29 protein-coding genes are annotated in these 25212 nt (G+C 66.0%); 19 read left to right on the top strand and 10 right to left on the bottom strand.

From position 1 onward, the window contains the following. Positions 1-2: 2 nt before the first annotated feature. Both lepB and tldD read right to left on the bottom strand, forming a co-directional pair. The gene (gene lepB / locus QX010_RS22520; RefSeq protein ID WP_410051975.1) at positions 3-809 is read right to left on the bottom strand and encodes a signal peptidase I; all 807 of its coding nucleotides are present in this window, start codon (positions 807-809) and stop codon (positions 3-5) included. Continuing rightward, the gene (tldD, locus tag QX010_RS22515) at positions 806-2230 is read right to left on the bottom strand and encodes a metalloprotease TldD (RefSeq protein WP_315801544.1); all 1425 of its coding nucleotides are present in this window, start codon (positions 2228-2230) and stop codon (positions 806-808) included. Before tldD ends, lepB begins: the two co-directional genes overlap by 4 nt. An 84-nt stretch (positions 2231-2314) precedes the next feature. Here tldD and QX010_RS22510 point away from each other — a divergent pair, with 84 nt between their 5' ends. Next, on the top strand, positions 2315-2815 hold the full coding sequence (locus QX010_RS22510) for a GNAT family N-acetyltransferase (RefSeq protein ID WP_315801763.1): 501 nt from the start codon (positions 2315-2317) through the stop codon (positions 2813-2815). A gap of 66 nt (positions 2816-2881) precedes the next feature. Here the strand turns inward: QX010_RS22510 and QX010_RS22505 are convergent, their stop codons facing one another. Next, positions 2882-3511, bottom strand: a complete 630-nt coding sequence (locus tag QX010_RS22505; RefSeq protein WP_315801543.1) for an invasion associated locus B family protein — start codon at positions 3509-3511, stop codon at positions 2882-2884. A gap of 480 nt (positions 3512-3991) precedes the next feature. Here QX010_RS22505 and coxB point away from each other — a divergent pair, with 480 nt between their 5' ends. The 14 genes from coxB to QX010_RS22435 all read left to right on the top strand — a co-directional run bounded on the left by coxB (position 3992) and on the right by QX010_RS22435 (position 17268). After that, the gene (coxB, locus tag QX010_RS22500; protein ID WP_316181949.1) at positions 3992-4828 is read left to right on the top strand and encodes a cytochrome c oxidase subunit II; all 837 of its coding nucleotides are present in this window, start codon (positions 3992-3994) and stop codon (positions 4826-4828) included. A gap of 68 nt (positions 4829-4896) precedes the next feature. Further along, positions 4897-6510: a cytochrome c oxidase subunit I gene (gene ctaD, locus QX010_RS22495; RefSeq protein ID WP_315801541.1), complete on the top strand. Its 1614-nt coding sequence runs from the start codon at positions 4897-4899 to the stop codon at positions 6508-6510. A gap of 143 nt (positions 6511-6653) precedes the next feature. Continuing rightward, positions 6654-7592 carry a heme o synthase gene (locus QX010_RS22490; protein WP_316181947.1) on the top strand — a complete coding sequence of 313 codons (939 nt, stop codon included), beginning with the start codon at positions 6654-6656 and terminating at the stop codon, positions 7590-7592. A 20-nt stretch (positions 7593-7612) separates the two neighbouring features. Continuing rightward, on the top strand, positions 7613-7789 hold the full coding sequence (locus tag QX010_RS22485) for a CoxF protein (RefSeq protein ID WP_315801539.1): 177 nt from the start codon (positions 7613-7615) through the stop codon (positions 7787-7789). 7 nt (positions 7790-7796) lie between these two features. After that, a complete protein-coding gene (locus tag QX010_RS22480) occupies positions 7797-8456 on the top strand; it encodes a cytochrome c oxidase assembly protein (protein ID WP_410051974.1) in 660 nt (219 codons plus the stop codon). Between the two features lie 87 nt (positions 8457-8543). Next, the gene (locus QX010_RS22475; RefSeq protein WP_315801538.1) at positions 8544-9401 is read left to right on the top strand and encodes a cytochrome c oxidase subunit 3; all 858 of its coding nucleotides are present in this window, start codon (positions 8544-8546) and stop codon (positions 9399-9401) included. Positions 9402-9565: 164 nt separating this feature from the next. Continuing rightward, a complete protein-coding gene (locus QX010_RS22470) occupies positions 9566-9955 on the top strand; it encodes a DUF983 domain-containing protein (RefSeq protein ID WP_315717920.1) in 390 nt (129 codons plus the stop codon). A 244-nt stretch (positions 9956-10199) separates the two neighbouring features. Next, the gene (locus QX010_RS22465) at positions 10200-10958 is read left to right on the top strand and encodes an SURF1 family protein (protein WP_316181945.1); all 759 of its coding nucleotides are present in this window, start codon (positions 10200-10202) and stop codon (positions 10956-10958) included. A gap of 146 nt (positions 10959-11104) precedes the next feature. Beyond that, positions 11105-11584 (top strand): MerR family transcriptional regulator, encoded by a 480-nt coding sequence (locus QX010_RS22460; RefSeq protein ID WP_316181943.1) that lies wholly within the window; start codon positions 11105-11107, stop codon positions 11582-11584. Beyond that, positions 11511-11942, top strand: coding sequence for a carboxymuconolactone decarboxylase family protein (locus tag QX010_RS22455; protein ID WP_316181941.1), 432 nt, complete (start codon positions 11511-11513; stop codon positions 11940-11942). The genes QX010_RS22460 and QX010_RS22455 overlap by 74 nt, the downstream gene beginning before the upstream one ends. A 1142-nt stretch (positions 11943-13084) precedes the next feature. Beyond that, positions 13085-14500, top strand: a complete 1416-nt coding sequence (gene thrC, locus QX010_RS22450; protein WP_316181939.1) for a threonine synthase — start codon at positions 13085-13087, stop codon at positions 14498-14500. Continuing rightward, entirely contained in the window at positions 14500-15789 is a 1290-nt protein-coding gene (locus QX010_RS22445; RefSeq protein WP_315801761.1) for a pitrilysin family protein, read from the top strand. Before thrC ends, QX010_RS22445 begins: the two co-directional genes overlap by 1 nt. A gap of 131 nt (positions 15790-15920) precedes the next feature. Continuing rightward, entirely contained in the window at positions 15921-16508 is a 588-nt protein-coding gene (locus tag QX010_RS22440; protein WP_316181937.1) for a GNAT family protein, read from the top strand. 142 nt (positions 16509-16650) lie between these two features. Next, the gene (locus QX010_RS22435) at positions 16651-17268 is read left to right on the top strand and encodes a hypothetical protein (protein ID WP_316182056.1); all 618 of its coding nucleotides are present in this window, start codon (positions 16651-16653) and stop codon (positions 17266-17268) included. A 106-nt stretch (positions 17269-17374) separates the two neighbouring features. Here QX010_RS22435 and QX010_RS22430 read toward each other — a convergent pair whose 3' ends face one another. The 5 genes from QX010_RS22430 to QX010_RS22410 form a co-directional block, all read right to left on the bottom strand. After that, positions 17375-17866 (bottom strand): ATP F0F1 synthase subunit B, encoded by a 492-nt coding sequence (locus QX010_RS22430; RefSeq protein ID WP_315801532.1) that lies wholly within the window; start codon positions 17864-17866, stop codon positions 17375-17377. After that, positions 17866-18441 (bottom strand): F0F1 ATP synthase subunit B', encoded by a 576-nt coding sequence (locus tag QX010_RS22425; RefSeq protein WP_315801531.1) that lies wholly within the window; start codon positions 18439-18441, stop codon positions 17866-17868. The genes QX010_RS22430 and QX010_RS22425 overlap by 1 nt, the downstream gene beginning before the upstream one ends. Positions 18442-18469: 28 nt before the next feature. Further along, positions 18470-18697, bottom strand: a complete 228-nt coding sequence (locus QX010_RS22420; protein WP_006615622.1) for a F0F1 ATP synthase subunit C — start codon at positions 18695-18697, stop codon at positions 18470-18472. A 40-nt stretch (positions 18698-18737) separates the two neighbouring features. Next, positions 18738-19481, bottom strand: a complete 744-nt coding sequence (locus QX010_RS22415) for a F0F1 ATP synthase subunit A (RefSeq protein ID WP_316181934.1) — start codon at positions 19479-19481, stop codon at positions 18738-18740. An 88-nt stretch (positions 19482-19569) separates the two neighbouring features. Next, positions 19570-19947, bottom strand: a complete 378-nt coding sequence (locus QX010_RS22410; protein WP_316182054.1) for an AtpZ/AtpI family protein — start codon at positions 19945-19947, stop codon at positions 19570-19572. A gap of 287 nt (positions 19948-20234) precedes the next feature. Here QX010_RS22410 and QX010_RS22405 point away from each other — a divergent pair, with 287 nt between their 5' ends. The 3 genes from QX010_RS22405 to QX010_RS22395 all read left to right on the top strand — a co-directional run bounded on the left by QX010_RS22405 (position 20235) and on the right by QX010_RS22395 (position 22007). Next, positions 20235-20858, top strand: a complete 624-nt coding sequence (locus tag QX010_RS22405; RefSeq protein WP_316181932.1) for a 2-hydroxychromene-2-carboxylate isomerase — start codon at positions 20235-20237, stop codon at positions 20856-20858. Positions 20859-20960: 102 nt separating this feature from the next. After that, positions 20961-21515, top strand: a complete 555-nt coding sequence (locus QX010_RS22400; protein WP_316181930.1) for a hypothetical protein — start codon at positions 20961-20963, stop codon at positions 21513-21515. 24 nt (positions 21516-21539) lie between these two features. Beyond that, a complete protein-coding gene (locus QX010_RS22395; RefSeq protein ID WP_316181928.1) occupies positions 21540-22007 on the top strand; it encodes a secondary thiamine-phosphate synthase enzyme YjbQ in 468 nt (155 codons plus the stop codon). 106 nt (positions 22008-22113) lie between these two features. On the opposite strand, the gene QX010_RS22390 is transcribed toward QX010_RS22395, so the two are convergent. After that, on the bottom strand, positions 22114-23784 hold the full coding sequence (locus QX010_RS22390) for an MFS transporter (RefSeq protein ID WP_316181926.1): 1671 nt from the start codon (positions 23782-23784) through the stop codon (positions 22114-22116). Between the two features lie 353 nt (positions 23785-24137). On the opposite strand from QX010_RS22390, the gene QX010_RS22385 reads away from it, so the two are divergent. Further along, on the top strand, positions 24138-24812 hold the full coding sequence (locus tag QX010_RS22385; RefSeq protein WP_316181924.1) for a response regulator transcription factor: 675 nt from the start codon (positions 24138-24140) through the stop codon (positions 24810-24812). Between the two features lie 76 nt (positions 24813-24888). Here QX010_RS22385 and QX010_RS22380 read toward each other — a convergent pair whose 3' ends face one another. Beyond that, entirely contained in the window at positions 24889-25053 is a 165-nt protein-coding gene (locus tag QX010_RS22380; protein ID WP_315801523.1) for a hypothetical protein, read from the bottom strand. Between the last annotated feature and the right edge of the window lie 159 nt (positions 25054-25212).

Here is a 25212-nt window from a genome sequence, read left to right as displayed (position 1 = left end):
GTTCAACGCACCGCGGTGAAGAAGCGATCCAGCCGGAAGCCGGACAGCCAGGCCCAGACCGGCTGGTTCTTGTAGCCAAGGTCCCAGGAGCCGACCACGGCATCGGCGCGGCCGACGAGATTGTCGATCGGCAGCAGGCCGACGCCGCCATCGCGCAAGGCCACGCGGCTGTCGGCGGAGTTGTCGCGGTTATCGCCGAGCACGAACAGCTTGCCGGGCGGCACCGTCACCTCCGGCGTGTTGTCGAGACGCCCGTTGTCGCGCATCTTGAAGATCAGGTGCGAGACGCCGTTCGGCAGCGTCTCGACGTAGCGATAGGCCGGATCGTTGCGGCCGGTGTCGTCCTCGGCATCGCCGATGCCGTCCGGCTTCAGCGCGGCCGCCTGGTCGTTGATGTAGAGCTGACCCTGGCGCATCTGGATGCGGTCGCCGGGCAGGCCGACGACGCGCTTGACCCAGGCCTGCGAGGTGTCGCCCGGCCAGCGGAACACGACGACGTCGCCGCGCTTCGGCGTCTCGCCGAACAGGCGGCCGGTCTCCGGCAGCGTGATCTGCATCGGCAGCGACGAGGTGCCGTAGCCGTAGGGGAATTTGGAGGCGAGCAGGGCGTCGCCGATCATCAGGGTCGGCTCCATCGAGCCCGACGGCACGTAGAACGGCTCGGCGATCGCGCCCTTGGCGACGAACACCACCATGACGACCGCGACGAGCTGCGCGAGCTGGCCGCCCCAGGTGCTTTCCTTGCGGACGGCGCCCGTGCGCGGGGCCTTGGTGCTGGTCTTGTCCGTGGACATCTTCTCAAGGCTCATCGGCCCGTGCCTCCGACCGTAATGCGATCCATGCGAAGCGTCGGCTGGCCGACGCCGACCGGCACGCCCTGGCCGTTCTTGCCGCAGGTGCCGATGCCGGTGTCCAGCGACAGATCGTTGCCGATCATGCTGATGCGGTTGAGGTCGGTCGGACCGTTGCCGATCAGCATCGCGCCCTTCACCGGCGCGCCGACCTTGCCGTTCTCGATCCTGTAGGCCTCGGTGCACTGGAAGACATATTTGCCCGAGGTGATGTCGACCTGGCCGCCGCCGAAATTGACGGCGTAAATGCCGTTCTTGACGGAGGCGATGATCTCGGCCGGATCGCGCTCGCCGGCCAGCATGTAGGTGTTGGTCATGCGCGGCATCGGCACGTGTGCATAGCCCTGGCGGCGGCCGTTGCCGGTCGGCGCCATGTTCATCAGCCGGGCGTTCTGGCGGTCCTGCATGTAGCCGACCAGGATGCCGTCCTCGATCAGCACGGTGCGGCTGGTCGGCGTGCCCTCGTCGTCGATCGACAGCGAGCCGCGGCGCGAGGCCATGGTGCCGTCATCGACCACGGTGACGCCCTTGGCGGCGACCGGCTTGCCCAGCAGCCCGGCGAAGGCGGAGGTCTTCTTGCGGTTGAAGTCGCCCTCGAGGCCGTGGCCGACCGCCTCGTGCAGCATCACGCCGGGCCAGCCGGCGCCGAGCACGACGTCCATCTCGCCGGCGGGGGCGGGCACGGATTCGAGGTTGACCAGCGCCTCGCGCAGCGCGCCGTCGGCGGCCTCGCGCCAGGCCTTGGTCTCGATGAAGCGGGCATAGGCCTCGCGGCCGCCATAGCCCTTGCTGCCGCTCTCCTGGCGGTCGCCCTGGCCGGCGACGACGGAAACATTGACGCGCACCAGCGGGCGGATGTCGCGATAGCTCTCGCCGTCGGGCCTGAGGATCTCGACCACCTGCCAAGTCGCGCCGAGGCTCACGGTCACCTGGCGCACGCGCGGATCCTTGTCGCGCAAGTAGGCATCGATCTCACCGAGCAGCTTGACCTTGCTTTCGAACCCCGGGGCGTCCAGCGGATTGTCGTCGCCATAGAGCCGGACGTTGGTGTGCGGCGGCGCGCTCGCGAACGTGCCGGAATAGCCGCCGCGCACGGCGCTGACGGCATCGGCCGCGCGCATCAGGGCCGGCAGCGAGACGTCGGAGGAATGGGCATAGCCGACTGCATCGTCCTTCACCGCGCGCAGGCCAAAACCCTGGCTGGTGTCGTAGGTCGCCTGCTTCAGCCGGCCATTGTCGAAGGTCAGCGCCTCGGTCTGGCTGTATTCGAAGAACAATTCGCCGTCATCGGCGCCGGCCAGGCCACGCCCGACCTCGCTCCGGACCGCATCACGGTCCAGGTTGGCGCGCTCGAGCAGGGAGGTGGTGGGAGCAGTCATGTGTCAATCCGTTGTCGGAGCGTTCATTCCAAGATAGTTGTTTTGACGCCGGGGCGCGAGGGGCTGGATGATTACCGAACTGACATGGTTGAGATCGTTCCCATCACGTCCGCTCACATCGAGAGCTTCCACCGCACGCTCGATTACGTCGCGCGCGAACGGCGCTATCTGTCGTTCGTGCAGGCGCCGCCGCTCGAGTCCACGCGCGCCTTCATTCTGAACAACATCCACGAGGGATATCCGCAATTCGTCGCTCTCTCGGCCGGGGAGGTGGTGGGCTGGTGCGATGTGACGCCCAAATCAGGGCCAATCGATGCCCGGATCGGGGTGCTCGGCATGGGCCTAATGCCGCAGTTCCGGCACCAGGGCCTGGGCCGACGACTGATGGCGGCGGCGCTCGAGGCGGCGCGGGTGGCCGGCTTCTCGCGCGTCGAGCTCACGGTCTACCGCAGCAACACCAACGCCATCAGGCTGTACCAGCAGGCCGGATTCCTGCTCAAGGCGGTGCAGCCGCGGGAGCCCGGCGATGACGGGTTCGACAAGACCCTGCTGGTGATGGCGCTGGCGCTCGACGCACCACGCTGAGATCGCGTCACACCGTCTCACGGCCCGATCACGGCATCGTGCGAATCCCGTCAATCGCAGCCAACGTCAGGGCAGCTTGTCGAAGCCCTCGGCGAGGCCGTTGAGGCTCAGCGGGAAGCCGATGCCTTCCTCCGGCGTCTCGAAGATGATGAAGGTCGCGGTCTTCGCCGTCTTGAGCTGGCCGAGCAGCTTGTCCTCCAGCACCACCTCGGCGACGCAGCCATTGGGCAGACAGCGCACGAAGCCGGCGCGGCCGACGTCCTGGTTGTCGAGCTTCAGGCCGAGGCCGGACGGCAGCAGCACGCCGAGCGGCGCCACCACACGCATCAGCCGGCTCTTCTGGTCGGCGGTCTTCAGCATGATCACGGTGAGGCCGGCATTGGAGCGGTCCTCGGCCACGACGCTCTGGATCAGCGCGCACTGCTCGGCCTGCGCGCCGGGCGGCGTGTCGCAGCGGATCTGCCAGTCGCCATGCACCGAGCGCACCGCGCCCTGCGCCCACGCCGCATGCGGCACGCCGACGACCGTCGCAGCGATCATCGCGACCGCGGTCGCTGCGGCGGAGGTCATCGCGGCAACACGCGTGAGTCGCGCACGCACCGCGCTGAATCGGTACAAACGGCGCGAGTCATTCGCAGCTGGGGTCGACATGTCAGCTGTCCTGTCCGTTGAAACCCTGATCCGGGTCGGTGCCATGACAATTTCCTGTGGGTGATCCGCGCGTCCGACGCCATGATACGGCAATGATGGCGTCTTGAGGACAGCGTCATCGGCGTACGGCACGAAACGATACCAAATATGGCCGCACCCTGGTGGGCGCTGCCGCTGCGCCCCGCCGAATCAGCCTCGCAAACGGCCGTGTCCCGTTTGCCTACATCGCGCCGCACGCCTGTCAAGCGCCCGTTGTCCGCGAAATCACGGCATGCGGCAATCTCCCGGAAAATACGCATGTCGCGACGAACGGCGCGGCGCGCGATATCAGTCGCAAGACTGCATTGCGATAGATCAAGAATTATGGTTTGAGAAGAAAGATTTCGTCATTCCAGTGAACTGGCCCAGGTGCTTTTCTATGCATCCGCCCGAAGGCCATTTGTCAGGAGAGCGGATCGAACGGCGCGCCGCTGCGTGAAGCGGGCGGTGCGCCGAGGGGGAAAGTTCTGAAGGGAGCGCGACGGCATGAAGATGTCGAAAGGCCAATTGGGCGCCTTGCTGGGGTTGGCCGTAACGGGCATGACGCTCGTGTCGGGTGGAGCGGCGTTTGCTGAAACGGGCCAGCCGGCGCCATGGGAAGTCAAGCTGCAGGAGGCCGCGACGCCGGTGATGGAGAACATCACCTGGTTCCACGGGCTGCTGCTGACGATCATCACCATCATCACGCTGTTCGTGCTGGCGCTGCTGATCGCCGTGGTGGTCAAGTTCAACGCGCGCGCCAACCCGGTGCCGTCGCGGACGACCCACAACACGCTGATCGAGGTGGCCTGGACGCTGATCCCGGTGCTGATCCTGGTCATGATCGCGGTGCCGTCGTTCCGGCTGCTGTTCCTCGAGCTGGACGTGCCGAAGGCCGATATGACCATCAAGGCCACGGGCAAGCAGTGGTACTGGAGCTACGCCTATCCCGACAACGGCAAGTTCGAGTTCGACTCGCTGCTGGCGCAGGACAAGCAGCCGCGCCTGCTCGCCGTCGACAACGAGATGGTCGTGCCGGTCAACAAGGTGATTCGCGTCCAGACCACGGGCGCCGACGTGATCCACTCCTGGGCGATCCCGTCGTTCGGCGTCAAGATCGACGCCATTCCCGGCCGCCTCAACGAGACCTGGTTCAAGGCGACCAAGGTCGGCATGTATTACGGCCAGTGCTCCGAGTTGTGCGGCAAGGATCACGCCTACATGCCGATCGCGGTGCGCGTCGTGAGCGACCAGGACTTCACCGCCTGGGTCGAGGACGCCAAGAAGAAGTACGCCAGCGCGCCCACGAGCACCTATGCCTCGGCTGCGGGCGTGTCGCAGTAGCCGAGCGCGGATGAACGCTAAGATTGAGGGCCGCCTTGGCGGTCCACGGGGACACTGAGGATTGGACAATGGCGACGAACGTAGCGACCCATGCAGGCCATGACGATCACGCGCACGACCATCCGACCGGATGGCGGCGCTGGATCTATTCGACCAACCACAAAGACATCGGCACGATGTATCTGATCTTCGCGGTCTGCGCCGGCATCATCGGCGCCGCCATGTCGATCGCGATCCGCATCGAGCTGATGTATCCGGGCGTGCAGCTCTTCCACGAGAACCACACCTACAACGTGTTCGTGACCTCGCACGGCCTGATCATGATCTTCTTCATGGTCATGCCGGCGATGATCGGCGGTTTCGGCAACTGGATGGTGCCGCTCATGATCGGCGCGCCGGACATGGCGTTCCCGCGCATGAACAACATCTCATTCTGGCTGCTGCCCGCCTCGTTCGCGCTGCTCCTGACTTCGACCTTCGTCGAGGGCGAGCCCGGCGCCAACGGCGTCGGCGCCGGCTGGACCATGTATGTGCCGCTGTCGACCTCGGGCCATCCCGGACCGGCGGTGGATTTCGCGATCCTGTCGCTGCACCTTGCCGGTGCGTCGTCGATCCTCGGCTCGATCAACTTCATCACCACTATCTTCAACATGCGCGCGCCGGGCATGACCCTGCACAAGATGCCGCTGTTCGTGTGGTCGATCCTGGTGACGGTGTTCCTGCTGCTGCTGTCGCTGCCGGTGCTCGCCGGCGCCATCACCATGATGCTGACCGATCGCAATTTCGGCACCACCTTCTTCGATCCGGCCGGCGGCGGTGATCCGGTGCTGTTCCAGCACCTGTTCTGGTTCTTCGGCCATCCGGAAGTGTACATTCTGATCCTGCCCGGCTTCGGCATGATCAGCCAGATCGTGTCGACCTTCTCGCGCAAGCCCGTGTTCGGCTATCTCGGCATGGCCTACGCCATGGTCGCGATCGGCGGCATCGGCTTCGTGGTGTGGGCGCACCACATGTACACGGTCGGCATGTCCTCGGCGACGCAGGCCTATTTCGTCGCCGCCACCATGGTGATCGCGGTGCCCACCGGCGTGAAGATCTTCTCCTGGATCGCCACGATGTGGGGCGGCTCGATCGAGTTCCGCGCGCCGATGCTGTGGGCGGTGGGCTTCATCTTCCTGTTCACGGTCGGTGGCGTCACCGGCGTCGTGCTGGCGAACGCCGGCGTCGACCGCGTGCTGCAGGACACCTACTACGTCGTCGCGCACTTCCACTACGTGTTGTCGCTCGGCGCCGTGTTCGCGATCTTCGCGGGCTGGTACTACTGGTTCCCGAAGATGTTCGGCTACATGTACAACGAGACCATCGCCAAGGCGCACTTCTGGGTGACCTTCATCGGCGTCAACCTCGTGTTCTTCCCGCAGCACTTCCTCGGCCTGTCGGGCATGCCGCGCCGCTACATCGACTATCCCGACGCCTATGCCGGCTGGAACCTGGTCTCGTCGATCGGCTCCTATATCTCCGGATTCGGCGTGCTGATCTTCATCTACGGGATCGTCGACGCCTTCATGCGCAAGCAGCAGGCGGCGAACAATCCGTGGGGACCGGGCGCCACGACCCTGGAGTGGACCCTGTCCTCGCCGCCGCCGTTCCACCAGTTCGAGGTGCTGCCGAAAGTGCAGTAACCCTGCTCTCGCGATGCGGCGCCGATCCGGCGCCGCATCGATATCCGCCGGCAGCGCGCTTGAGGGCGCGCCGTCGGAATCCTTGAGGCGAGGTGCTGACGCGACATGCGTCGGGGCCGTTTGAATTGAAGTCTGGATTCGTCGTGTCGGTCATTGATCAGAACGCCATTGCCGTCGGCCCGCGGATTTCCGAGGCCGATGTCGGCGATTATCTCGCGCTCCTCAAGCCGCGGGTGATGTCGCTCGTGATCTTCACGGCGCTGATCGGCCTGCTGATCGCTCCGGGCCATTTCCACCCCGTGCTCGCCATCACCTCCTTGCTGTGCATCGCCGTCGGCGCCGGTGCTTCCGGGGCGCTGAACATGGCGCTGGAAGGCGACATCGACTCGCTGATGTCGCGCACCGCCAACCGTCCGATCCCGCGCGGCCGCATCACCCGCCCGGAGGCGCTGGCCTTCGGCATCACGCTGTCGTTCTTCTCGGTGCTGACGCTCGGCATCCTCGTCAACTGGTTCGCCGGCGCGCTGCTCGCCTTCACAATCTTTTTCTACGTCGTCATCTACACGCTGTGGCTGAAGCGCTGGACCGCGCAGAACATCGTCATCGGCGGCGCCGCCGGCGCCCTGCCGCCGGTGGTCGCCTGGGTGTCGTCCACCGGATCGATCGCGCCGGAGCCGCTCTGGCTGTTCCTGATCATCTTCTTCTGGACCCCGCCGCATTTCTGGGCGCTGGCGCTGTTCCGCAGCGATGACTACGCCCGCGCCGGCGTGCCGATGCTGCCGGTGGTCGCCGGCCCGGACGCGACCCGGCTGCAGATCCTGCTCTACACCATCGTCCTGGTGGCGATCGCGGCTGCGCCGTGGCCGCTCGGCTATTTCGATGCCGTCTACGGCGTCGTCTCGCTGGCTCTTGGGGCTGGCATGCTGTGGCTCGCGGTCGAGGTGTTCCGCAAGCGCGAGCGCAGCGCCTCGCTTCGCGCCAACCGCAAGCTGTTCGCCTTCTCGATCCTTTATCTGTTCGTGCTGTTCGCGACGCTCGGACTCGAAGCGGTCGCGCGCATGATCGCGCCGCTGATCTGGTAAGGGGCGCGAGACTGGAAAACATGGCGACCACGATGGCGGATCGAAACGAGTCAGAGGGCATCGTCCTCACCGAGGCGCAGCTGCGCAGCCGGCGCCGCCGCTCGATCGCGATCGCGCTCGCGCTCGGCGTGCTGGTGGTGCTGTTCTTCGCGGTGACCATGGTGAAGGGTCCCGCGGTGCTGAATCGGCCGATGTAGAGACGCGATGCAGGACGGGACGAAGCAGACCGCGATGGAGACAACCGACCAGAACGTTCCGGCGACCGCGCCGGCCGCGCCGCGCCGCGGCCTCAGCCGCGATGCGCTGGTCGGCGGCATCTGCGGCGCCGTCGCGGTGCTGATGGTGGGCGCGGCCTATGCCGCCGTGCCGTTCTACAACTGGTTCTGCCGCGCCACCGGCTTCAACGGCACCACGCAGGTGGCGACATCAGCGCCATCCGCGGCGCCGCTGGCGCGCCGGATCTCCGTGCGCTTCGACTCCAATGTTGCCGGCGGTCTGCCCTGGAAGTTCGAGCCGGAGAAGACCGAGATCGATGTCGCGATCGGCGAGGTGGTCACGGTCTACTACAAGGTCACCAACGAGGCGGCGCGCACCACCATGGCGCAGGCGGCCTACAACGTGTCGCCGCTGACATCGGGCGCCTACTTCCAGAAGATCAACTGCTTCTGCTTTACCGAGCAGACCATGGCGCCGGGCGAGACCCGCGAGATGCCGGTGGTGTTCTACGTCGATCCGGCGATCACGGCCGACCACGAGAACGACAGCTTGAAGACGATCACGCTGTCCTACACCTTCTATCCCGTCCGCGACACACCGAAGCCGGTCGCTGCGGGCGAGCCGGACAAACCGCGGGGCAGCCTATGACTGCGCGGACGTCCGATATCCGGGGACCATCGCTGTTGAACGACACCGTGCCGGCGCGACCGGCATCGATCTGGGGAGAGACTTGCCATGGCTGAGGCGCACGCCAAGCATCACGACTACCATCTCGTCGATCCGAGCCCTTGGCCGTTCGTCGGCTCGGTCTCGGCCTTCATCATGGCGTTCGGCGCGATCGGCTGGATGCACAAGATGTACGGCGCCGCGCCGATCGTGTTCGGCATCGGCACCATCGGCGTGCTCTACACCATGGCGAGCTGGTGGGGCGACGTCATCAAGGAAGCGCAGTACAAGGGCGACCACACCCGCGTGGTGCAGCTGCATCACCGCTACGGCATGATCCTGTTCATCGCCTCCGAGGTGATGTTCTTCGTCGCCTGGTTCTGGGCCTATTTCAATGCCGCGCTGTATCCGAACTACGAGGTGCAGGCGACCCGCGACGCCCTGTTCGGCGGCGTCTGGCCGCCGAAGGGCATCGAGACCTTCGATCCCTGGCATCTGCCTCTGCTCAACACGCTGATCCTGCTGACCTCGGGCACCACGGTGACCTGGGCGCACCACGCGCTGCTCGAGGGCGACCGCAAGGGCCTGAAATACGGCCTGATCCTCACCATCCTCCTCGGTGCGACCTTCACCTGCGTGCAGGCCTACGAGTACAGCCACGCGACGTTCTCGTTCGCCGGCCACGTCTACGGCTCGACCTTCTTCATGGCGACGGGCTTCCACGGCTTCCACGTCCTGGTCGGCACGATCTTCCTGATCGTCTGCCTGGCGCGCGCCTATGCCGGCCACTTCACGCCCAAGCAGCATCTCGGCTTCGAGTTCGCCGCCTGGTACTGGCACTTCGTCGACGTGGTCTGGCTGTTCCTGTTCATCTGCATCTACGTCTGGGGCCACGGCGCCGAGGCGATGGCCCACGGCGCGCACTGAAGCCGGCGCGCACCGGTTCCGTCGAACGTGCTAAGAAGGGGCGGCCGTCGGGCCGCCCTTTCTCGTTTGCGGCGGCGCCCGGCGGTTGATCGAAATGTGATCCGCTCTCGTCGCCTCCGGTTGTATCAGGGGGCGTCGCCCGGTCGCCCAGGGGGCAAGACACCATGACCACGCATCCGCCCGTCACTTTGGCCCAGACCGTCCTGCGCGGGCTCGCCTGCCGCTGCCCGCGCTGCGGCCAGGGCAAGCTGTTCGACGGCTTCCTCAACCTGCGCAAGCGTTGCGAAGCCTGCGATCTCGACTATGCCTTCATCGACACCGGCGACGGTCCGGCGATCTTCATCATGATGCTCGCCGGCGCCATCGTGGTCGGCGCCGCCCTGATCGTCGAGGTGAAGTATCAGCCGCCGTTCTGGGTCCATGCCGCGCTCTGGGGGCCGCTGATCCTGGTGACGACGCTGCTGCCGCTGCGCGCGATGAAATCGCTGCTGATCGCCCTGCAATTCCACCACAAGGCCGCCCCCGGCCGTTTGGTGGACAAGACGCCGCGATGAGCTGGCGCCTGCGCGTGCGAGTCGCACATCTGAGCGGCGCCGAAGGTGTGCTCCCTCCCCCCTTGTGGGGGAGGGCCGGGGAGGGGGGTAGCCCCAGCGGCAGTCTTTGCTGGGGCACCCCCACCCCCAACCCCTCCCCGCAAGGGGGAGGGGAGCGCACTGTCCGCGCGGTGAAAGCGGGAGGCTATCTCACGCGTGTGGACACCATCGAACTCAAGCCGGCGCGCAGCGTCGGAGTCGCCGCATGACCTCCGCCCGTCCCACCACCTCCTCCCGCGCCTTCGCCGCCTTCACCTTCGTCATGGTCGCACTGTTCATCGGCCTCGGCGTCTGGCAATTGCAGCGCCGTGCCGAGAAGCATGCGCTGATCGCCGCGCTCACCGATCGTGTCGCCGCAGCACCCGCGCCGCTGCCTCCGCCAAGCGACTGGCGCACGCTGACGCCGGAGCGCGACGAATTCCGCCGCGTCAGCTTCACCGCGACCTATGCAAAGCTGCCGGATGCGATGGTCTACAGCGCCGGCTCGGCCGTGCGCGAGGACGTCTCTGGGCCGGGCACCTGGGCGTTCCTCCCCGCGCGCCTGCCGTCTGGCGAGACCATCGTGATCGACGCCGGCTTCGTCGCCAACACCATGCAGGAGCGCAGCATCCAGGATCGCCAGGTCGGCAAGCTCGTCACCGGCGAGCCCGTGATTCTCACCGGCTATCTGCGCTTCCCCGAGGCCGCCGGCCTGCTCACCGCGGCCGAGAGCCGCGACAAGCGGCTGTGGTTCACGCGCGACCATCGCGCGATGGCCAGGACGCTCGGCTGGGGCGAGGTCGCGCCATTCTACATCGACCTTGAAACGCCGGTGCCGGACAACGGCATCCCAAAACCCGGTCCGCTGTCGCCGCATCTGCGCGACGAGCACATGCAATACGCGGTCACGTGGTTCTCACTGGCCGCGGCGCTGATCGCCGCCTTCGCGGTATGGGCGAGGGGACGACGCGCGGCGAACCGATGACCCGTAGCCCGCATGAGCGCAAGCGACATGCGGGACCGGTGCCGACCCGCATGTACCTTGGCCACGTTGCTGGCAAAACGGCGCTTGACTTAGAGCGCGCTCGAACCCGTAGCCTGCCTGGCGTCGTGAATGGAGATAAAGCGCGCATGAAGATCGGCGAGCTGGCGAGGCAGTCGGGGCTGACGCCCCATACGATCCGCTACTACGAGCGGATCGGGCTGCTGCCCAGGGCCGATCGCGATCATGCCCGCCAGCGGGACTACGACGCATCGATCCTGACCTGGATCGAATTCCTCGGCCGCCTCAAGGCCACGGGAATGCCGATCCGGGACATGCTGCGCTACGCCGAGCTGCGCGCGGGCGGCGCTGCCACGGAGCCGGAACGACGCCGGCTGCTGGAGCGGCATCGCGACGCGGTCCGGGCGCGCGTCGCCAGCCTGCAGGATTGCCTTCTCGTTCTCGACGGCAAGATCGCCGGCTATGCCGGCAGCAGCGAGAGGACGAACGACGATGACGCGATCAACGCCCAGCCAAGCCACGACGACGAGCCCGATGCCGGGCGGCACGCCATCCGGCGCCAACACCGATCAGGATCGGCTGGCGCGCGGCCGGCGCGCGCTCGATAGCATCGACGGCGAGGCCGGCCACAATGTGATCGCGGCGCTCGCCGACATCGCGCCGGACTTCGCCACCTACGTGATCGAGTTTCCGTTCGGCGACATCTATTCACGCCCCGGCCTCGATCTGCGCAGCCGCGAGATCGCGACCATCGCAGCGCTGACCGCGCTCGGCAATGCCGGCCCGCAGCTGAAAGTCCACATTCAGGCCGGCCTCAATGTCGGCCTCAACCGCGACGAGATCATCGAGGTGATCATGCAGATGGCGGTCTATGCCGGCTTTCCCGCCGCGCTCAATGGATTGTTCGCAGCCAAGGCGGTGTTTGCCGAGGCCGACGCGAAGGCCGGTGAGGCCGCCTCGGTTTGAGCGGCGGGCGACGCACCGCGCCTCGCCGCCGCGATCGCTGCGATTCTGCCCCGAGTCGCCCGACGGGCTATTTGCAACGGCATGGGCTGGCATCCGATATCAAGAATTCGGCCGCGCCAGAAAACTGATTATGTAAGCATGTTCAACGCGCTGATGAGTTCAGCATCGACCGGCGGCACTTTTTCGCTTTCATTTTTTCCGAAATCGTGGTTGTCTATGGCCATCCCGCCTCGTTGCGAGGGGCGTACGCGTCGTCACGGACGTGAGGTGGGATGCGATGGACGGGTCGGCTGCAACTGACGAGTGCGGCCGGCGCGGACGGCGAAGTCGCGTGGTCCTGATACCCCGACGCTGGTATCAAGTTGGCGCTGGTGCCGATGCATCGCGTCGATGACGGTGGCCAAAAGGCCCGGTGCACCGAGGAGATCGCGTATAAGTCGTAAGCCATCGCGCAGGGAAGGCCGGGTCGCTCTGGCTGAACCTGTGGTTCCTGCCCCGTGCATTCTTGTTCGCACGGGGGCCGCGGGTGCCAGCCGGCATCCGGTCTTCCCTGCGCCCTCCGTCTGAGGAGGGAGGAATTTCCGTTACAGCTCGGGCGCCGATCGCGCCGCGAGAACGCGAAGCTGCGCCTTCTGACTGGAGAGCCTTGCCATGTGCGTTCGAATGTCACCGCGCGTCATTGCGAGGAGCGTCAGCGACGAAGCAATCCAGAATCCCGTCCACGGCCCTGGATTGCTTGGCTGGCGCTCGCAATGACGGAGGGGAGACCTGTGCTTTTGGCGGAGCAGCTTCAAAGGCGGCGATGCGCGTACGCTTCCACCGCCGTCGTCCCCGCGCAGCCGGGGATCCAGTCCGCCGCGGCGGCGCGGTCGACCACGGCCGTCGTGCGTCCTGGATCGCCCGGTTGAATCGGGCGATGACAGCGGGGTGGGGAAGGGCATCGGTCGCTACCTGCTGCCACCTGTCCAGGACCCGCCCCGTAACGCCGCCGTAACCCCTCGCTGTGACCATCGCTGCGGCAACAACCGGTTTCGCGCGCGGACCAAAACCATTATGGTGCCGGACCATGTTGCCGCCAGGCGGTTCCGATTTCGAATTCAATCAACGGGTTATGGCCTGGTGACGCAGGTCAGGAGAGCGGTTTGACGCGCTATGTTTCGACCCGCGGGGAAGCCCCCGCGCTCACCTTCTGCGATGTGATGCTGACCGGGCTCGCCCGCGACGGCGGCCTGTACGTGCCCGAGACCTGGCCGCAGCTGACACCCGAGACGATCGCCTCGTTCTTCGGCCGGCCCTATTGGGAGGTCGCCGTCGAGGTCATCAAGCCGTTCGTCGCCGGCGAGATTTCCGACGAAGAGCTCGGCCGCATGGCCAACGAGGCCTATGCGACGTTCCGTCACCCCGCCGTGGTGCCGCTCGACCAGATCGCACCGCATCAGTTCGTGCTGGAGCTGTTCCACGGCCCGACCTTGGCGTTCAAGGATGTGGCGATGCAGCTGATCTCGCGGCTGATGGACCACGTGCTGGCCAAGCGCGGCGAGCGCACCACCATCGTCGTGGCGACATCAGGCGATACGGGTGGCGCGGCGGTCGAGGCCTTCGCCGGCCGCGACAATGCCGACCTCATCGTGCTGTTCCCGCATGGCCGCATCTCCGAGGTGCAGCGGCGGATGATGACGACGTCGGGCGCGGCCAACGTCCATGCGCTGGCGATCGAAGGTCATTTCGATGACTGCCAGGCGATCGTGAAGGGCCTGTTCAACCATCACGGCTTCCGCGATTCGGTCAGGCTGTCGGGCGTCAACTCGATCAACTGGGCCCGCGTCGTCGCCCAGGTGGTCTACTACTTCACTTCGGCGGTCGCGATCGGGGCGCCCCACCGCGCCGTCGACTTCACCGTGCCCACCGGCAATTTCGGCGACATCTTCGCCGGCTATGTCGCCAAGCGCATGGGTCTGCCGGTGCGCACCTTGCGCGTCGCGACCAACGTCAACGACATCCTCGCCCGGACGCTGACGACCGGCATCTACGAGGTGCGCGAAGTGCATGCGACGGCTTCGCCCTCGATGGACATCCAGGTGTCGTCGAATTTCGAGCGGCTGCTGTTCGAAGCCGGCGGCCGCGACGCCGGCACCGTGCGGCGGCTGATGGACGGCCTCAAGCAGTCCGGCCGCTTCGTGCTGCCGGATGCTATGCTGGCCGCGATCCGCGCGGATTTCGACGCCGGACGCGCCGACGAGACCGAGACCGCCGCTGCGATCCGCGCCGCCTTCCGCGAGGCCGGCGATCTCGTCGATCCGCACACGGCGGTGGCGCTGGCGGTGGCCGATCGCGACGGAACGGATCTGTCGGTGCCGAACATCGTGCTGTCGACCGCGCATCCCGCCAAATTCCCCGACGCGGTCGAGGCCGCCTGCGGGATGCGGCCGCATCTGCCGGCGTGGCTCGAAGGGCTGATGAGCAGGCGCGAGGACATCAGGATCATGCGGAACGACCAGGCCGAGGTGGAGAAGTTCATCCGCTCGGTCAGCCGGGCCGCCAAGCAGGGAATTGCATGATGGGTGTGGAAGTCACCAAGCTGCCGACGGGGCTGACGGTCGTCACCGACACGATGCCGCATCTGGAGACGGCCGCGCTCGGGGTCTGGGCCGGCGTCGGCGGCCGCGACGAAAAGCCGGATGAGCACGGCATCTCGCATCTGCTCGAGCACATGGCATTCAAGGGCACGACGACGCGCAGCGCCCGCGAGATCGTCGAGACGGTTGAGGCCGTCGGCGGCGATCTGAATGCTGGGACCTCGACCGAGACCACGGCCTATTACGCCCGCGTGCTGAAGGCCGACGTGCCGATGGCGCTCGACGTGCTCTCCGACATTCTCGCCAATCCGTCGTTCGTGCCGGAGGAGCTGGAGCGCGAGAAGAACGTGATCGTGCAGGAGATCGGCGCGGCACAGGATACGCCTGACGACGTCGTGTTCGAGCATCTCAACGAGCTGTGCTTTCCGGACCAGCCGATGGGCCGCTCGCTGCTCGGCACCGCCAAGACGCTGGAGGCGTTCGATCGCGACAAGCTGCACGGCTATCTGTCGACGCATTACCGCGGCCCCGACATGGTGGTCGCCGCCGCCGGTGCCGTCGACCATCAGCGGGTGGTCGAGGACGTGACGAAGCGCTTTGCGAGCTTCAATGGCGGCGAGGGGCCGAAGCCGCTGCCGGCGGCGTTCGGCAAGGGCGGCTCGCGGGTCGTGCATCGCGATCTCGAGCAGGCGCATCTGACGCTTGCGCTCGAGGGCGTGCCGCAGGCCGACCCGTCGCTGTTCTCGCTGCAGGTGTTCACCAACATCCTCGGCGGCGGCATGTCGTCCCGGCTGTTCCAGGAGGTGCGCGAGAACCGGGGGCTCTGCTACTCCGTCTACACGTTCCACGCGCCCTACAGCGACACGGGGTTCTTCGGCCTCTACACCGGGACCGATCCGGCCGACGCCCCCGAGATGATGGAGGTCGTGGTCGACATCATCGGCAATGCGGTGGAGACCCTGAGCGAGGCCGAGGTCGCCCGCGCCAAGGCGCAGATGAAGGCCGGGCTCTTGATGGCGCTTGAGAGCTGCAGCGCCCGTGCCGAGCAATTGGCGCGGCATATCCTGGCCTATGGCCGGCCGCAGACCTTGCAGGAGATGGTCGCCAAGATCGAGGCGGTCAGCGTCGAGAGCACGCGCGATGCGGCGCGGGCGCTGCTCGCACGCAGCAAGCCGGCGGTGGTCGCGCTCGGCACCGGCAGGGGTCTGGACACGGCGGTCACTTTCGCCGAAGGTCTGACCGGTTCGCGATCGAAGGCCCAACTGCACTGAGCGTGGTTCGGCTCGGTGCGGTCCGCGCGCATTGAATCTCGCCAGATCTTGGCCTTGGAGATCTCGGCATTGGAGATCTGGGGTGGGTCGGAGCAGGCTTCGACCCGGAAAGAGCAGGGGGAGCATCACAGATGGCCCTGTTTCGCTTGCCATCCAACGGACCGGCTGCGTTGGCTCCGCGCGGCCAGGGCCTGCTGCTGCGTGCGCCGCAGATGGCCGATTACGCGCAATGGGCGCGGCTGCGCGAGATCAGCCGCGACTATCTCACGCCCTGGGAGCCGATCTGGCCGTCCGACGACCTGACGCGCTCCGGCTTCCGCCGCCGGCTGCGCCGCTATGCCGAGGACATCTCGGCCGACCGGTCCTATCCGTTCATCGTCTTCCGCGAGCAGGATGGCGCCATGCTCGGCGGCATCACGCTCGCCAATGTCCGCCGCGGCATCGTTCAGGCCGGCACCATCGGCTACTGGATGGGGCAGCCGTTCGCGCATCATGGCTACATGACGGCGGCGCTGCGGCTGCTGCTGCCGACCCTTTTCGGCGAGCTCAATCTGCACCGGGTCGAGGCGGCCTGCATCCCGACCAATATGCCGTCGATTCGCGTGCTGGAGAAATGCGGCTTCACCCGCGAGGGCCTGGCGCGTCGCTACCTCTGCATCAACGGGGTCTGGCAGGACCATTATCTCTACGGCCTGCTGCACGAGGATTTCCGGGGGTAGCAATCGTGATCGTGATCGCCGCGGGAGAGGCCAATCGGGGCTGGTTCCGGGCTCTGAAATGGGTATAGACGCCTTGGCTGGGCGACCGAGTTGCCGGGGATATCAGACGATGCGAGAGACGAGCGTGATCAGGGCTGGGACGTTGGCAGCCGTGCTGCTGGCCTTGGGAGCCGCGAGCGCGGCGCCGCCGGCCGCCGCCCAATCGCTGACCGACCGCTTCAAGAGCCTGTTCGGCGGCGGCTCCGACGACAAGGGGCAGGAGAACCTGCCCGCCAGCGGCGGACCGCCGGTCGATCCGACCGATGGCCTGACCTGTCCGCCGGTCAATATTCGCGCCGGCGCCTCGACCTACGCCGTGGCCGCGCCCGGCAAGCAGGCGGTCGGCAACGACGTCCGGTTCCAGGCGTCGATCACCAAGACCGCGCGGGAATGCAATCTCAACGGGGCCGAGATCACCGCCAAGATCGGCATTCAGGGGCGCATCGTCGCCGGCCCCGCGGGCGCGCCGGCGAGCGTCGACATTCCGATGCGCATTGCGGTGGTCCAGGGCGGCATCGGCGAGAAGGTGATCGCGACCAAGTCGTATCGCACCACGGTGCAGATGACCGAGGACGGCAGCGTGCCGTTCACGATCGTCGCCGAGGACATGGTCTATCCGGTGCCGCCGCCCGGCGCCAATGCCGACAATTACGTCTTCTACATCGGCTTCGACCCGCAGGCCCTGACCCCGGAGCGGCCGCACGGCAAGAAGCGGAGGTGACGATTGCCGTCGCGCGAAGCGGTCGCCGGAGAGTGTGAATAGCAAAAGGCCGGTGCGATGGGATCGCACCGGCCTTTTGAAGATGATGGATGAGATGGGCTGCCGCTCAGTTCAGCTTGCGGCCGACTTCGGCGATGCCCTTGGCGACGAGGTCTTCGCCAAGAGCGCCCTTGACCGACTGCGACAGCACGGTCGCTGCCGCCTGGACGGCGGCCTCTGCCGCAGCGGACCTGACGTCGGCGAGAGCCTGGGCTTCGGCGAGGGCGATCTTGCCCTCGGCGGCCTTGGTGCGACGGGCGACGAAGTCTTCCATCTTGGCCTTGGCCTCCGCCGCGATGCGCTCGGCTTCCGCCTTTGCGCTGGTGACGATCTCCTCGGCCTCACGCTCGGCGCTGGCGCGGCGGGTCTTGTAATCGGCGAGCACCTTGGCCGCCTCTTCCTTGAGCCGCTTGGCCTCCGCGAGCTCGTTCCTGATGCGCTCGGCGCGGTGGTCGAGCGCCGTCAGGACCATGCGGTGGACACCGAGATAGGCGAACAGGCCCATCAGGATCACGAAGGCGATCGCAACCCAGGTTTCTGGATCAGCAAGCAAATGCATCAGGCTGTTCCCTTCAACGATGCATCCACCGCAGCCTCGACCGTCTTGGCTGCGGGGGCCTTGCCGGTGAGCTGCTTCACGATCGCGCTGGCTGCATCTGCGGCGATGCCGCGGACATTGCTCATTGCGGTCGTGCGCGTGGTGGCGATGGATGCCTCAGCCGCCGCGAGCTTGGCTGCGAGGCTGTCTTCCAGCGCCTTGCGCTCGGCGTCCGAAGAGGCCGCGAGCTTCTCGCGAGTCTCGGCTCCGATCGCCTGGGCACGGGCACGAGCCGTCGCCAGCTCGCTCTCATATGCCTTCATCGCGGCTTCGGATTCATCCTTCAGCCGCTGCGCTTCAGCCAGATCGCCGTCGATTGACTTCTGGCGGGCGTCGATGACGGCCCCGACCTTCGGCAGCGCCACACGCGAGACGATCACGTACAGCGCCACGAAGGCGATCACCAGGGAGACGATCTGGGACGGAAAGGTTTCCTTCGAGAACGGAGGGAAACCATGCCCGCCATCGGCCTCCGTATGGGCGCTTGCGGTGCCCTTGGCCTCGCCGCCCTTGGCTTCGCCATGACTTTCAGCCACGGGCTTCTCCTGTCCGGCTCAGGCCGTCTTAGACGGCGTACAGCAGGAGCAGCGCGATCAGCAGCGAGAAGATGCCGAGCGCTTCGGTCACCGCGAAGCCGAAAATCAGGTTGCCGAACTGGCCCTGGGCGGCCGACGGATTGCGCAGAGCGGCCGACAGGTAGTTGCCGAAGATGATGCCGATGCCGGCACCCGCGCCACCCATGCCGATGCAGGCAATGCCCGCGCCAATGTACTTCGCTGCAACCGGATCCATGAAACGAACTCCTTTGAGGGGTTTGGTAGAGAGGGCCGGATCAGTGGCCCGGATGGATAGCATCGTTGAGATAGATGCAGGTGAGGATCGTGAAGACGTAGGCCTGGAGGAACGCGACCATCAGCTCGAGGCCGGTCAGCGCGACCGTGAGGCCGAGCGGCAACAGCGCACCGACCTTGCCGACGAAGCCGAGCGCACCGAGCATGGTCACGAAGCTCGCGAACACCTTCAGGGTGACGTGGCCGGCCAGCATGTTGGCGAACAGACGGACGCTGTGCGAGATCGGACGGGAGAAGAAGGAGATGATTTCGATCACGACCACCAGCGGCAGGATCACCGCGGGGATGCCGGAGGGGACGAACAGCTTAAAGAACTTCAGGCCGTTCTTGTAGAAGCCGTAGATGATGACCGTCAGGAACACCAGCAGCGCCAGCGCGAAGGTGACGATGATGTGGCTGGAGACGGTGAAGGTGTAGGGGATGATGCCGACGATGTTCGAGACGAAGATGAACATGAACAGCGAGAACACCAGCGGGAAGAACGTCATGCCGTGCGAGCCGGCGCTGGTTCTGATGGTGTTGGCGACGAATTCGTAGGACAGCTCGACCACCGACTGGAACCGGCCCGGCACGAGCGCGCGCCCTGCGGCCATCATCATGACGGCGATCAGCACGACCGCGAGCAGCATGTACGCGGACGAATTGGTGAAGGCGATCTCCTGATTGCCGATGTGGCCGATCGTGAAGATCTTGTTGAGGTGGAATTGATGGATCGGATCGATCATCCGCGTGGCGTCTCAGTTGTTCACCGGCCACGCCGGCGCTTTGCAATTCACTCGTTGGTCTTCCGCGCCGAGGTCTTCCGCGCATGTCTCACTGGCGGGGCCTGTCGGGAGCTATGCCTGCGGATCTCACCACGTTCAACACGCCGGCCGCGAAGCCGAGCAGGAAAAACAGGATGAATCCAAAGGGCGATGTCGACAGCAAGCGGTCGAAGCCCCAGCCAAGCACCGCACCGACGAGGACACCGGCGATCAACTCGGAGGACAGTCGCAGGCCACGCGCCATGGCCGAAGCCCGGGCTGCAGTGTCACCGCCGCCGTTTCCAGGTTGATCAGCCCCGATCTTTCGGCCGTCGCGAAATTCGGACAACCGATGGTCGAGACTTCCGAGCCTTGCGGAAAGCGCAGCCTCATCGGGCGACTTGTCGCGATCCCCGTGTCCGCCGCTCTCGTTCGTGCCATCCGCCATGTGCTTATCCGCCATGTGTGGAGACCCGATCCGTTGCCGCGAGTGTCAGGAAATAGCGCCCCATCGCCCTTTGAAGCCGCGCGGACCATACTGACCGCATCCCCCCAAGTCAAGATTGCGTGTTGAACTGTTAGATGCCTGATTCTGCTCGTCTTCTCGGCTTTTTCGTCAGATCGGTCGCGCGTGTCACCGCGCCGCATCAACAGTGTTCTGTGCAACTGCGATCTTGCCCCTGTCAGGGCCCTCTGATCCGATGTCGCTGAACTCCAACCAGCACGGGAACCCGCATGTCGCGCCAGATCGATTACTATTTCTCGCTGCAGTCGCCATGGGCCTATATCGGCCACCGGCTGTTCCGCGACATCGCCGCGAGCCACGGCGCGAGCGTCAACCTCAAGCCGGTCATGCTGGTGGATCTGTTCGCCGAGACCGGCGGGCTTCCGCTGGCCAAGCGCCATCCGGCGCGGCAGCGCTATCGCATCGTCGAGCTGAAGCGGTGGCGCGACAAGCGCGGTCTCGATTTCCACATCCAGCCGAGCAACTGGCCGTTCAATGCCCGGCTCGCCGACGGCGTCGTCATTGCGGCGCAGCAGGCCGGCCTCGATCCGGAGCCCTATCTGCAGCGCGCCTTCCCGGCCATCTGGGAGCAGCAGCTCAATCTTGCGGATGCCGAGGTGATCGCCGGCCTGGCCGATGCAGCCGGACTGCCGGGCCGCGATCTCGTGACGCAGGCGGCGACGGACGTGGTCGGGGCGGCCTACGAGCAGAACCGGCAGGACGCGATCGCGGCCGACGTGTTCGGCTCGCCGGCCTATGTGCTGGACGGCGAGATCTTCTGGGGGCAGGACCGCCTCGAGCTGCTGGCGGACGCGTTGAAATCCGGTCGCTCCGCCTATACGTCCGAAACATAGGTGCGGCCTGTGGCAGCGGATCGCACCTGAGGCAACGTCATGGCCGCGACACAATGTCGGCGTGCATGGCGGCGGTTGCGAATGCGCCTGGGAGAGCCAGCCATGAGTCTCACGAAGCCCTACCGGCCGCCCCTCCTCGCGCTGCTGGCGTTGAGCTGCCTGGGCGGAGAGGCGTTTGCGGTCGAGGACACAACGCCTGACGGCGACAAGGGACGCTACACGATGTCGACGACATCGGACGGCGTGATTCGGCTCGATACCAAGACCGGTGCGGTCTCGATGTGCAACAACAGCAGTGGATCGGGCTTTGCCTGTTACGCGGTGCCTGATGAGCGCGCCGCGCTGGACGCCGAGATCGGCCGTCTGCAGGCGGAGAATGAAAAGCTCAAGGGCCAGCTCGCGTCGCGCGACCAGAGCATCTCCGGCAAGATCGACGAGCCGCTGCCGAAGGACCAGGCGCTGCCCAAGTCCGATCAATTGAAGAAGGCGGAGCCTCGAGCCGGAGAGTCGAAGTCTGCTGACGGAACGCGAAAGCTCGAGATCCCGCTGCCCAGCGACCAGGACATGGACCGCATGATGGGGTTCCTCGAGCAGGCGTGGCGGCGGCTGCTCGACATGGCGACGCGGGTGCAGAAGGACGTCTCGGGCAGGATCTGAGACCGCTTCGAGGAGGCTGCATCCATGTCGGCACGATCGGCCTCGCGCACGGCACCTTCGGTTGTTGCGATCGATACGGTGGTGACGTCGATTCTGACGGTGCAGACTTCGGGCCGCGGCTTCACCGATCTCACGCGCGAGGTCGAGGCATTCCTGCGTGAAGTCTCCGCCAGGGAAGGCGCGGTGACCCTGTTCGTTCGCCACACCTCGGCGTCGCTGACGATCCAGGAGAATGCCGATCCCACCGTGCTGCACGATCTCACCACGGCGCTGGCGCGGCTGGCGCCGGAGGATGCCGGCTGGGTGCACGACACCGAGGGGCCCGACGACATGCCGGCGCACATCAAGACCATGCTGAGCTCGGTCTCGCTGCAGGTGCCGGTGCAGGACGGCCGCATGATACTCGGCACCTGGCAGGCGCTCTATCTGATCGAGCATCGCGCGCGTCCGCATCGGCGCGAGCTGGTGTTGCAGTTCATCGGCGCGGCCTGAGGCCATAAAGAGAAAATCCGTGGGTCTGAAATGCGGAACGGCCGCGGAGTGATCCGCGGCCGTTCGCTCGGAGGAGATGCGGGCGGAGGTGCTGCCCGCGTCCTGATCAGTGCTGCTGGATGTCGACGTCCTTGGTCTCCGGCAGGAACAGGAAGCCGACGACCGCCGTGATCACCGCGAAGAAGATCGGGTACCACAGGCCGGCATAGATGTCGCCGGTCGAGGCCACGATCGCGAAGGCGGTTGCCGGCAGCAGGCCGCCGAACCAGCCGTTGCCGATGTGGTAGGGCAGCGACATCGAGGTGTAGCGGATCTTGGTCGGGAACAGCTCGACCAGCATCGCGGCGATCGGGCCGTACACCATGGTGACGAAGATCACCAGGATGAACAGCAGGCCGATGATCGCGGCGACCTGCGGACGGAAGACGTCGAACGGATGCGCCATCTTCACGATCGACGGATCACCCGCCTTCGGATAGCCGGCCTGGCCGATCGCGGCCGTCAGCGCCGGGTTGCTGGTCTTCGCATCGGTGTAGGGCACTTCCTTGCCGTTGAAGGTGACCTTCACGCCGGAGCCGGCCGGACCATAAACGGTCGAGTACTTGACCGAGGACTGGGCCAGGAAGGCGCGGGCGGTGTCGCAAGGCGCGGTGAAGACGCGGGTGCCGACCGGGTTGAACAGATCGCCGCAGCCGGCGGGATCAGCCACCACTTCCACCTTCGTCGCCTCGATCGCCTTCTCCAGCGCCGGGTTGGCGTTGGTGGTGATCATCTTGAAGATCGGGAAGAAGGTCAGCGCCGCGATCAGACAGCCGCCCATGATGATCGGCTTGCGGCCGATCTTGTCGGACAGCATGCCGAACACGATGAAGAAGCCGGTGCCGAGCAGCAGCGACCAGGCGATCAGCAGGTTGGCGGTGTACCCGTCGACCTTCAGGATCGATTGCAGGAAGAACAGCGCGTAGAACTGGCCGGTGTACCAGACCACGCCCTGGCCCATCGTGGCGCCGATCAGCGCCAGCAACACGATCTTGGCGTTGCCCCAGTTCGCGAACGCTTCCGTCAGCGGCGCCTTCGAGCTCTTGCCTTCGTCCTTCATCTTCTGGAACACGGGCGATTCGTTCAGGCGCAGACGGATCCAGACGGAGACGCCAAGCAGCAGCACCGAGACCAGGAACGGAATGCGCCAGCCCCATTTGGCGAAGTCGGCCTCGCCGATGATGGTGCGGGTGAACAGGATGACCAGCAGCGACAGGAACAGGCCCATCGTCGCCGTCGTCTGGATGAAGGAGGTGTAGTAGCCGCGCTTGCCCATCGGGGCGTGCTCGGCGACATAGGTCGCGGCACCGCCATACTCGCCGCCGAGCGCGAGGCCCTGCAGCAGGCGCAGGCCGATCAGGATCACCGGCGCCGCGAAGCCGATGGTCGCGGCGTTCGGCAGCAGGCCGACGATGAAGGTCGACAGGCCCATGATCAGGATCGTGACCAGGAAGGTGTATTTGCGGCCGACGATGTCGCCGATGCGGCCGAACACGATGGCGCCGAACGGACGCACCAGGAAGCCGGCGGCGAAGGCGAGCAGTGCGAAAATGTCGCGGGTGGCCGGCGGATAGTCGCTGAAGAACTGCGCGCCGATGATCGAGGCCAGCGACCCGTAGAGATAGAAGTCGTACCACTCGAAGACGGTGCCGAGAGAGGAGGCCAGAATGACGAAGCGTTCGTCCTTCGTCATGCCTCCCGATCTCGCTTGTGTGGCTACCATTGTTGACATCGGCATTCGCTCCCCATGATTGTTGTGATGATGGCTTTCGCCTCCGCATGCCGGACTTGGACGGCGCAGGTCGCGGAGACCTTGCTCTTCAGTAACATTGCAGTGAAACCCGCCCCAATACGACTTTCGGCTCTGCCCTCTGCGGCGCGCGGGAAAGATGGGGACATTGCGGCGGATCAAGTTCGGTGAGCGGCCGTCGCGCTATCGATGTTGCGTTGCACAAGGTTCGGATTAACCGCCTTCCCTGCAAGTGGAATTGCACGCTTGCATGCAACCGGTGGCCGGGCGAGTATTTTACGGAAAACCGGGCGCGTGCAGTTGCAGCATGTCGTCGGTCTCGCAAGGTCAAGTCTGGATTCATGGCGGCTGCCAGCACTCATCTCGTCATTGCCGATGATCACCCGTTGTTCCGCAACGCCTTGCGGCAGGCGGTCGCGAGCGTGCTCGCGGAGGCCGTGGTCGACGAGGCCGGCTCGTTCGAGGACCTCACCGCTTTGCTGGAAAAGGATTCCGAGGTCGATCTGGTGCTGCTCGACCTCACCATGCCCGGCATCTCCGGCTTCTCGGGCCTGATCTATCTGCGCGCGCAATATCCGGCGATCCCGGTCGTCATCGTGTCGGCGAGCGACGACGGCGCGACGATCCGCCGCTCGCTCGATTTCGGCGCCTCCGGCTTCATCCCGAAGCGGTTCGGCGTCGACACCTTGCGCGATGCCATCAAGAAGGTGATGGACGGCGAGGTCTGGGTGCCGCCCGACACCGACCTGGCCGCCGGCGCCGATCCTGAAATGACCAGGCTGCGCGACCGCCTGGTCACCTTGACCCCGCAGCAGGTGCGCGTGCTGATGATGCTGTCGCAGGGCCTGCTCAACAAGCAGATCGCCTACGAGCTCGGCGTCTCCGAGGCGACCATCAAGGCGCACGTCTCGGCCATTCTGCAGAAGCTCGGCGTCGAGAGCCGGACCCAGGCGGTGATCGCGGCCGCGAAGATCGCGGGCAGCGCCTGGCGGCAGGATACGCCGACGGGGAAGTGACGGTCGCATCGCGCTAGGTAGCGTCACCCCGGGCAGGCTGCTGTGCGGCGGCCACGTGTGATTGCCAAACGAGCTTTCAATTGGTTTGCTCGTCATGCGCGGGCTTGTCCCGCGCATCCACGTCGCGCATCGTGCGCCGAAATGCGTGGATGGCCGGGACAAGCCCGGCCATGACGACAATGAGGATTGTACGATTGCGCTCCGGCTCGGTGCGCAGCGTCGGCCGATCGTGTCGGACCATCCGTGGTCACGCATTGAACGACTGCGTTCAACTTCGGATCTCCTTTCGCGACACACCTTCTCAGCCTCGCGGCGCCATCGGCGTCCGAGCTTTGCTGATCTTTCGCCCTCTCGAAAGCAGAGGGCGCAGGGAAGGCCGGGCGCTGGCCGCGCCCGTGGC

Origin of the sequence: Bradyrhizobium sp. SZCCHNRI1009 (assembly GCF_032487575.1) — a bacterium.
GTDB lineage: Bacteria > Pseudomonadota > Alphaproteobacteria > Rhizobiales > Xanthobacteraceae > Bradyrhizobium.
This window is presented reverse-complemented; position numbering and strand designations above follow the sequence as displayed.

Bases quoted from the DNA above. Each gene is read 5' to 3' on its own strand.
- QX010_RS22460 (WP_316181943.1), top strand. From the start codon at position 11,105: ATGAAGATCGGCGAGCTGGCGAGGCAGTCGGGGCTGACGCCCCATACG.
- QX010_RS22415 (WP_316181934.1), bottom strand. From the start codon at position 19,481: ATGATCGATCCGATCCATCAATTCCACCTCAACAAGATCTTCACGATC.
- coxB (WP_316181949.1), top strand. From the start codon at position 3,992: ATGAAGATGTCGAAAGGCCAATTGGGCGCCTTGCTGGGGTTGGCCGTA.
- QX010_RS22465 (WP_316181945.1), top strand. From the start codon at position 10,200: ATGACCTCCGCCCGTCCCACCACCTCCTCCCGCGCCTTCGCCGCCTTC.
- QX010_RS22405 (WP_316181932.1), top strand. From the start codon at position 20,235: ATGTCGCGCCAGATCGATTACTATTTCTCGCTGCAGTCGCCATGGGCC.
- QX010_RS22455 (WP_316181941.1), top strand. From the start codon at position 11,511: ATGCCGGGCGGCACGCCATCCGGCGCCAACACCGATCAGGATCGGCTG.
- QX010_RS22410 (WP_316182054.1), bottom strand. From the start codon at position 19,947: ATGGCGGATGGCACGAACGAGAGCGGCGGACACGGGGATCGCGACAAG.
- ctaD (WP_315801541.1), top strand. From the start codon at position 4,897: ATGGCGACGAACGTAGCGACCCATGCAGGCCATGACGATCACGCGCAC.
- QX010_RS22470 (WP_315717920.1), top strand. From the start codon at position 9,566: ATGACCACGCATCCGCCCGTCACTTTGGCCCAGACCGTCCTGCGCGGG.
- QX010_RS22385 (WP_316181924.1), top strand. From the start codon at position 24,138: ATGGCGGCTGCCAGCACTCATCTCGTCATTGCCGATGATCACCCGTTG.
- tldD (WP_315801544.1), bottom strand. From the start codon at position 2,230: ATGACTGCTCCCACCACCTCCCTGCTCGAGCGCGCCAACCTGGACCGT.
- QX010_RS22485 (WP_315801539.1), top strand. From the start codon at position 7,613: ATGGCGACCACGATGGCGGATCGAAACGAGTCAGAGGGCATCGTCCTC.
- QX010_RS22395 (WP_316181928.1), top strand. From the start codon at position 21,540: ATGTCGGCACGATCGGCCTCGCGCACGGCACCTTCGGTTGTTGCGATC.
- QX010_RS22380 (WP_315801523.1), bottom strand. From the start codon at position 25,053: ATGGTCCGACACGATCGGCCGACGCTGCGCACCGAGCCGGAGCGCAAT.
- lepB (WP_410051975.1), bottom strand. From the start codon at position 809: ATGAGCCTTGAGAAGATGTCCACGGACAAGACCAGCACCAAGGCCCCG.
- QX010_RS22510 (WP_315801763.1), top strand. From the start codon at position 2,315: ATGGTTGAGATCGTTCCCATCACGTCCGCTCACATCGAGAGCTTCCAC.
- QX010_RS22505 (WP_315801543.1), bottom strand. From the start codon at position 3,511: ATGGCACCGACCCGGATCAGGGTTTCAACGGACAGGACAGCTGACATG.
- QX010_RS22445 (WP_315801761.1), top strand. From the start codon at position 14,500: ATGGGTGTGGAAGTCACCAAGCTGCCGACGGGGCTGACGGTCGTCACC.
- QX010_RS22480 (WP_410051974.1), top strand. From the start codon at position 7,797: ATGCAGGACGGGACGAAGCAGACCGCGATGGAGACAACCGACCAGAAC.
- QX010_RS22440 (WP_316181937.1), top strand. From the start codon at position 15,921: ATGGCCCTGTTTCGCTTGCCATCCAACGGACCGGCTGCGTTGGCTCCG.
- QX010_RS22430 (WP_315801532.1), bottom strand. From the start codon at position 17,866: ATGCATTTGCTTGCTGATCCAGAAACCTGGGTTGCGATCGCCTTCGTG.
- QX010_RS22400 (WP_316181930.1), top strand. From the start codon at position 20,961: ATGAGTCTCACGAAGCCCTACCGGCCGCCCCTCCTCGCGCTGCTGGCG.
- QX010_RS22420 (WP_006615622.1), bottom strand. From the start codon at position 18,697: ATGGATCCGGTTGCAGCGAAGTACATTGGCGCGGGCATTGCCTGCATC.
- QX010_RS22390 (WP_316181926.1), bottom strand. From the start codon at position 23,784: ATGCCGATGTCAACAATGGTAGCCACACAAGCGAGATCGGGAGGCATG.
- QX010_RS22475 (WP_315801538.1), top strand. From the start codon at position 8,544: ATGGCTGAGGCGCACGCCAAGCATCACGACTACCATCTCGTCGATCCG.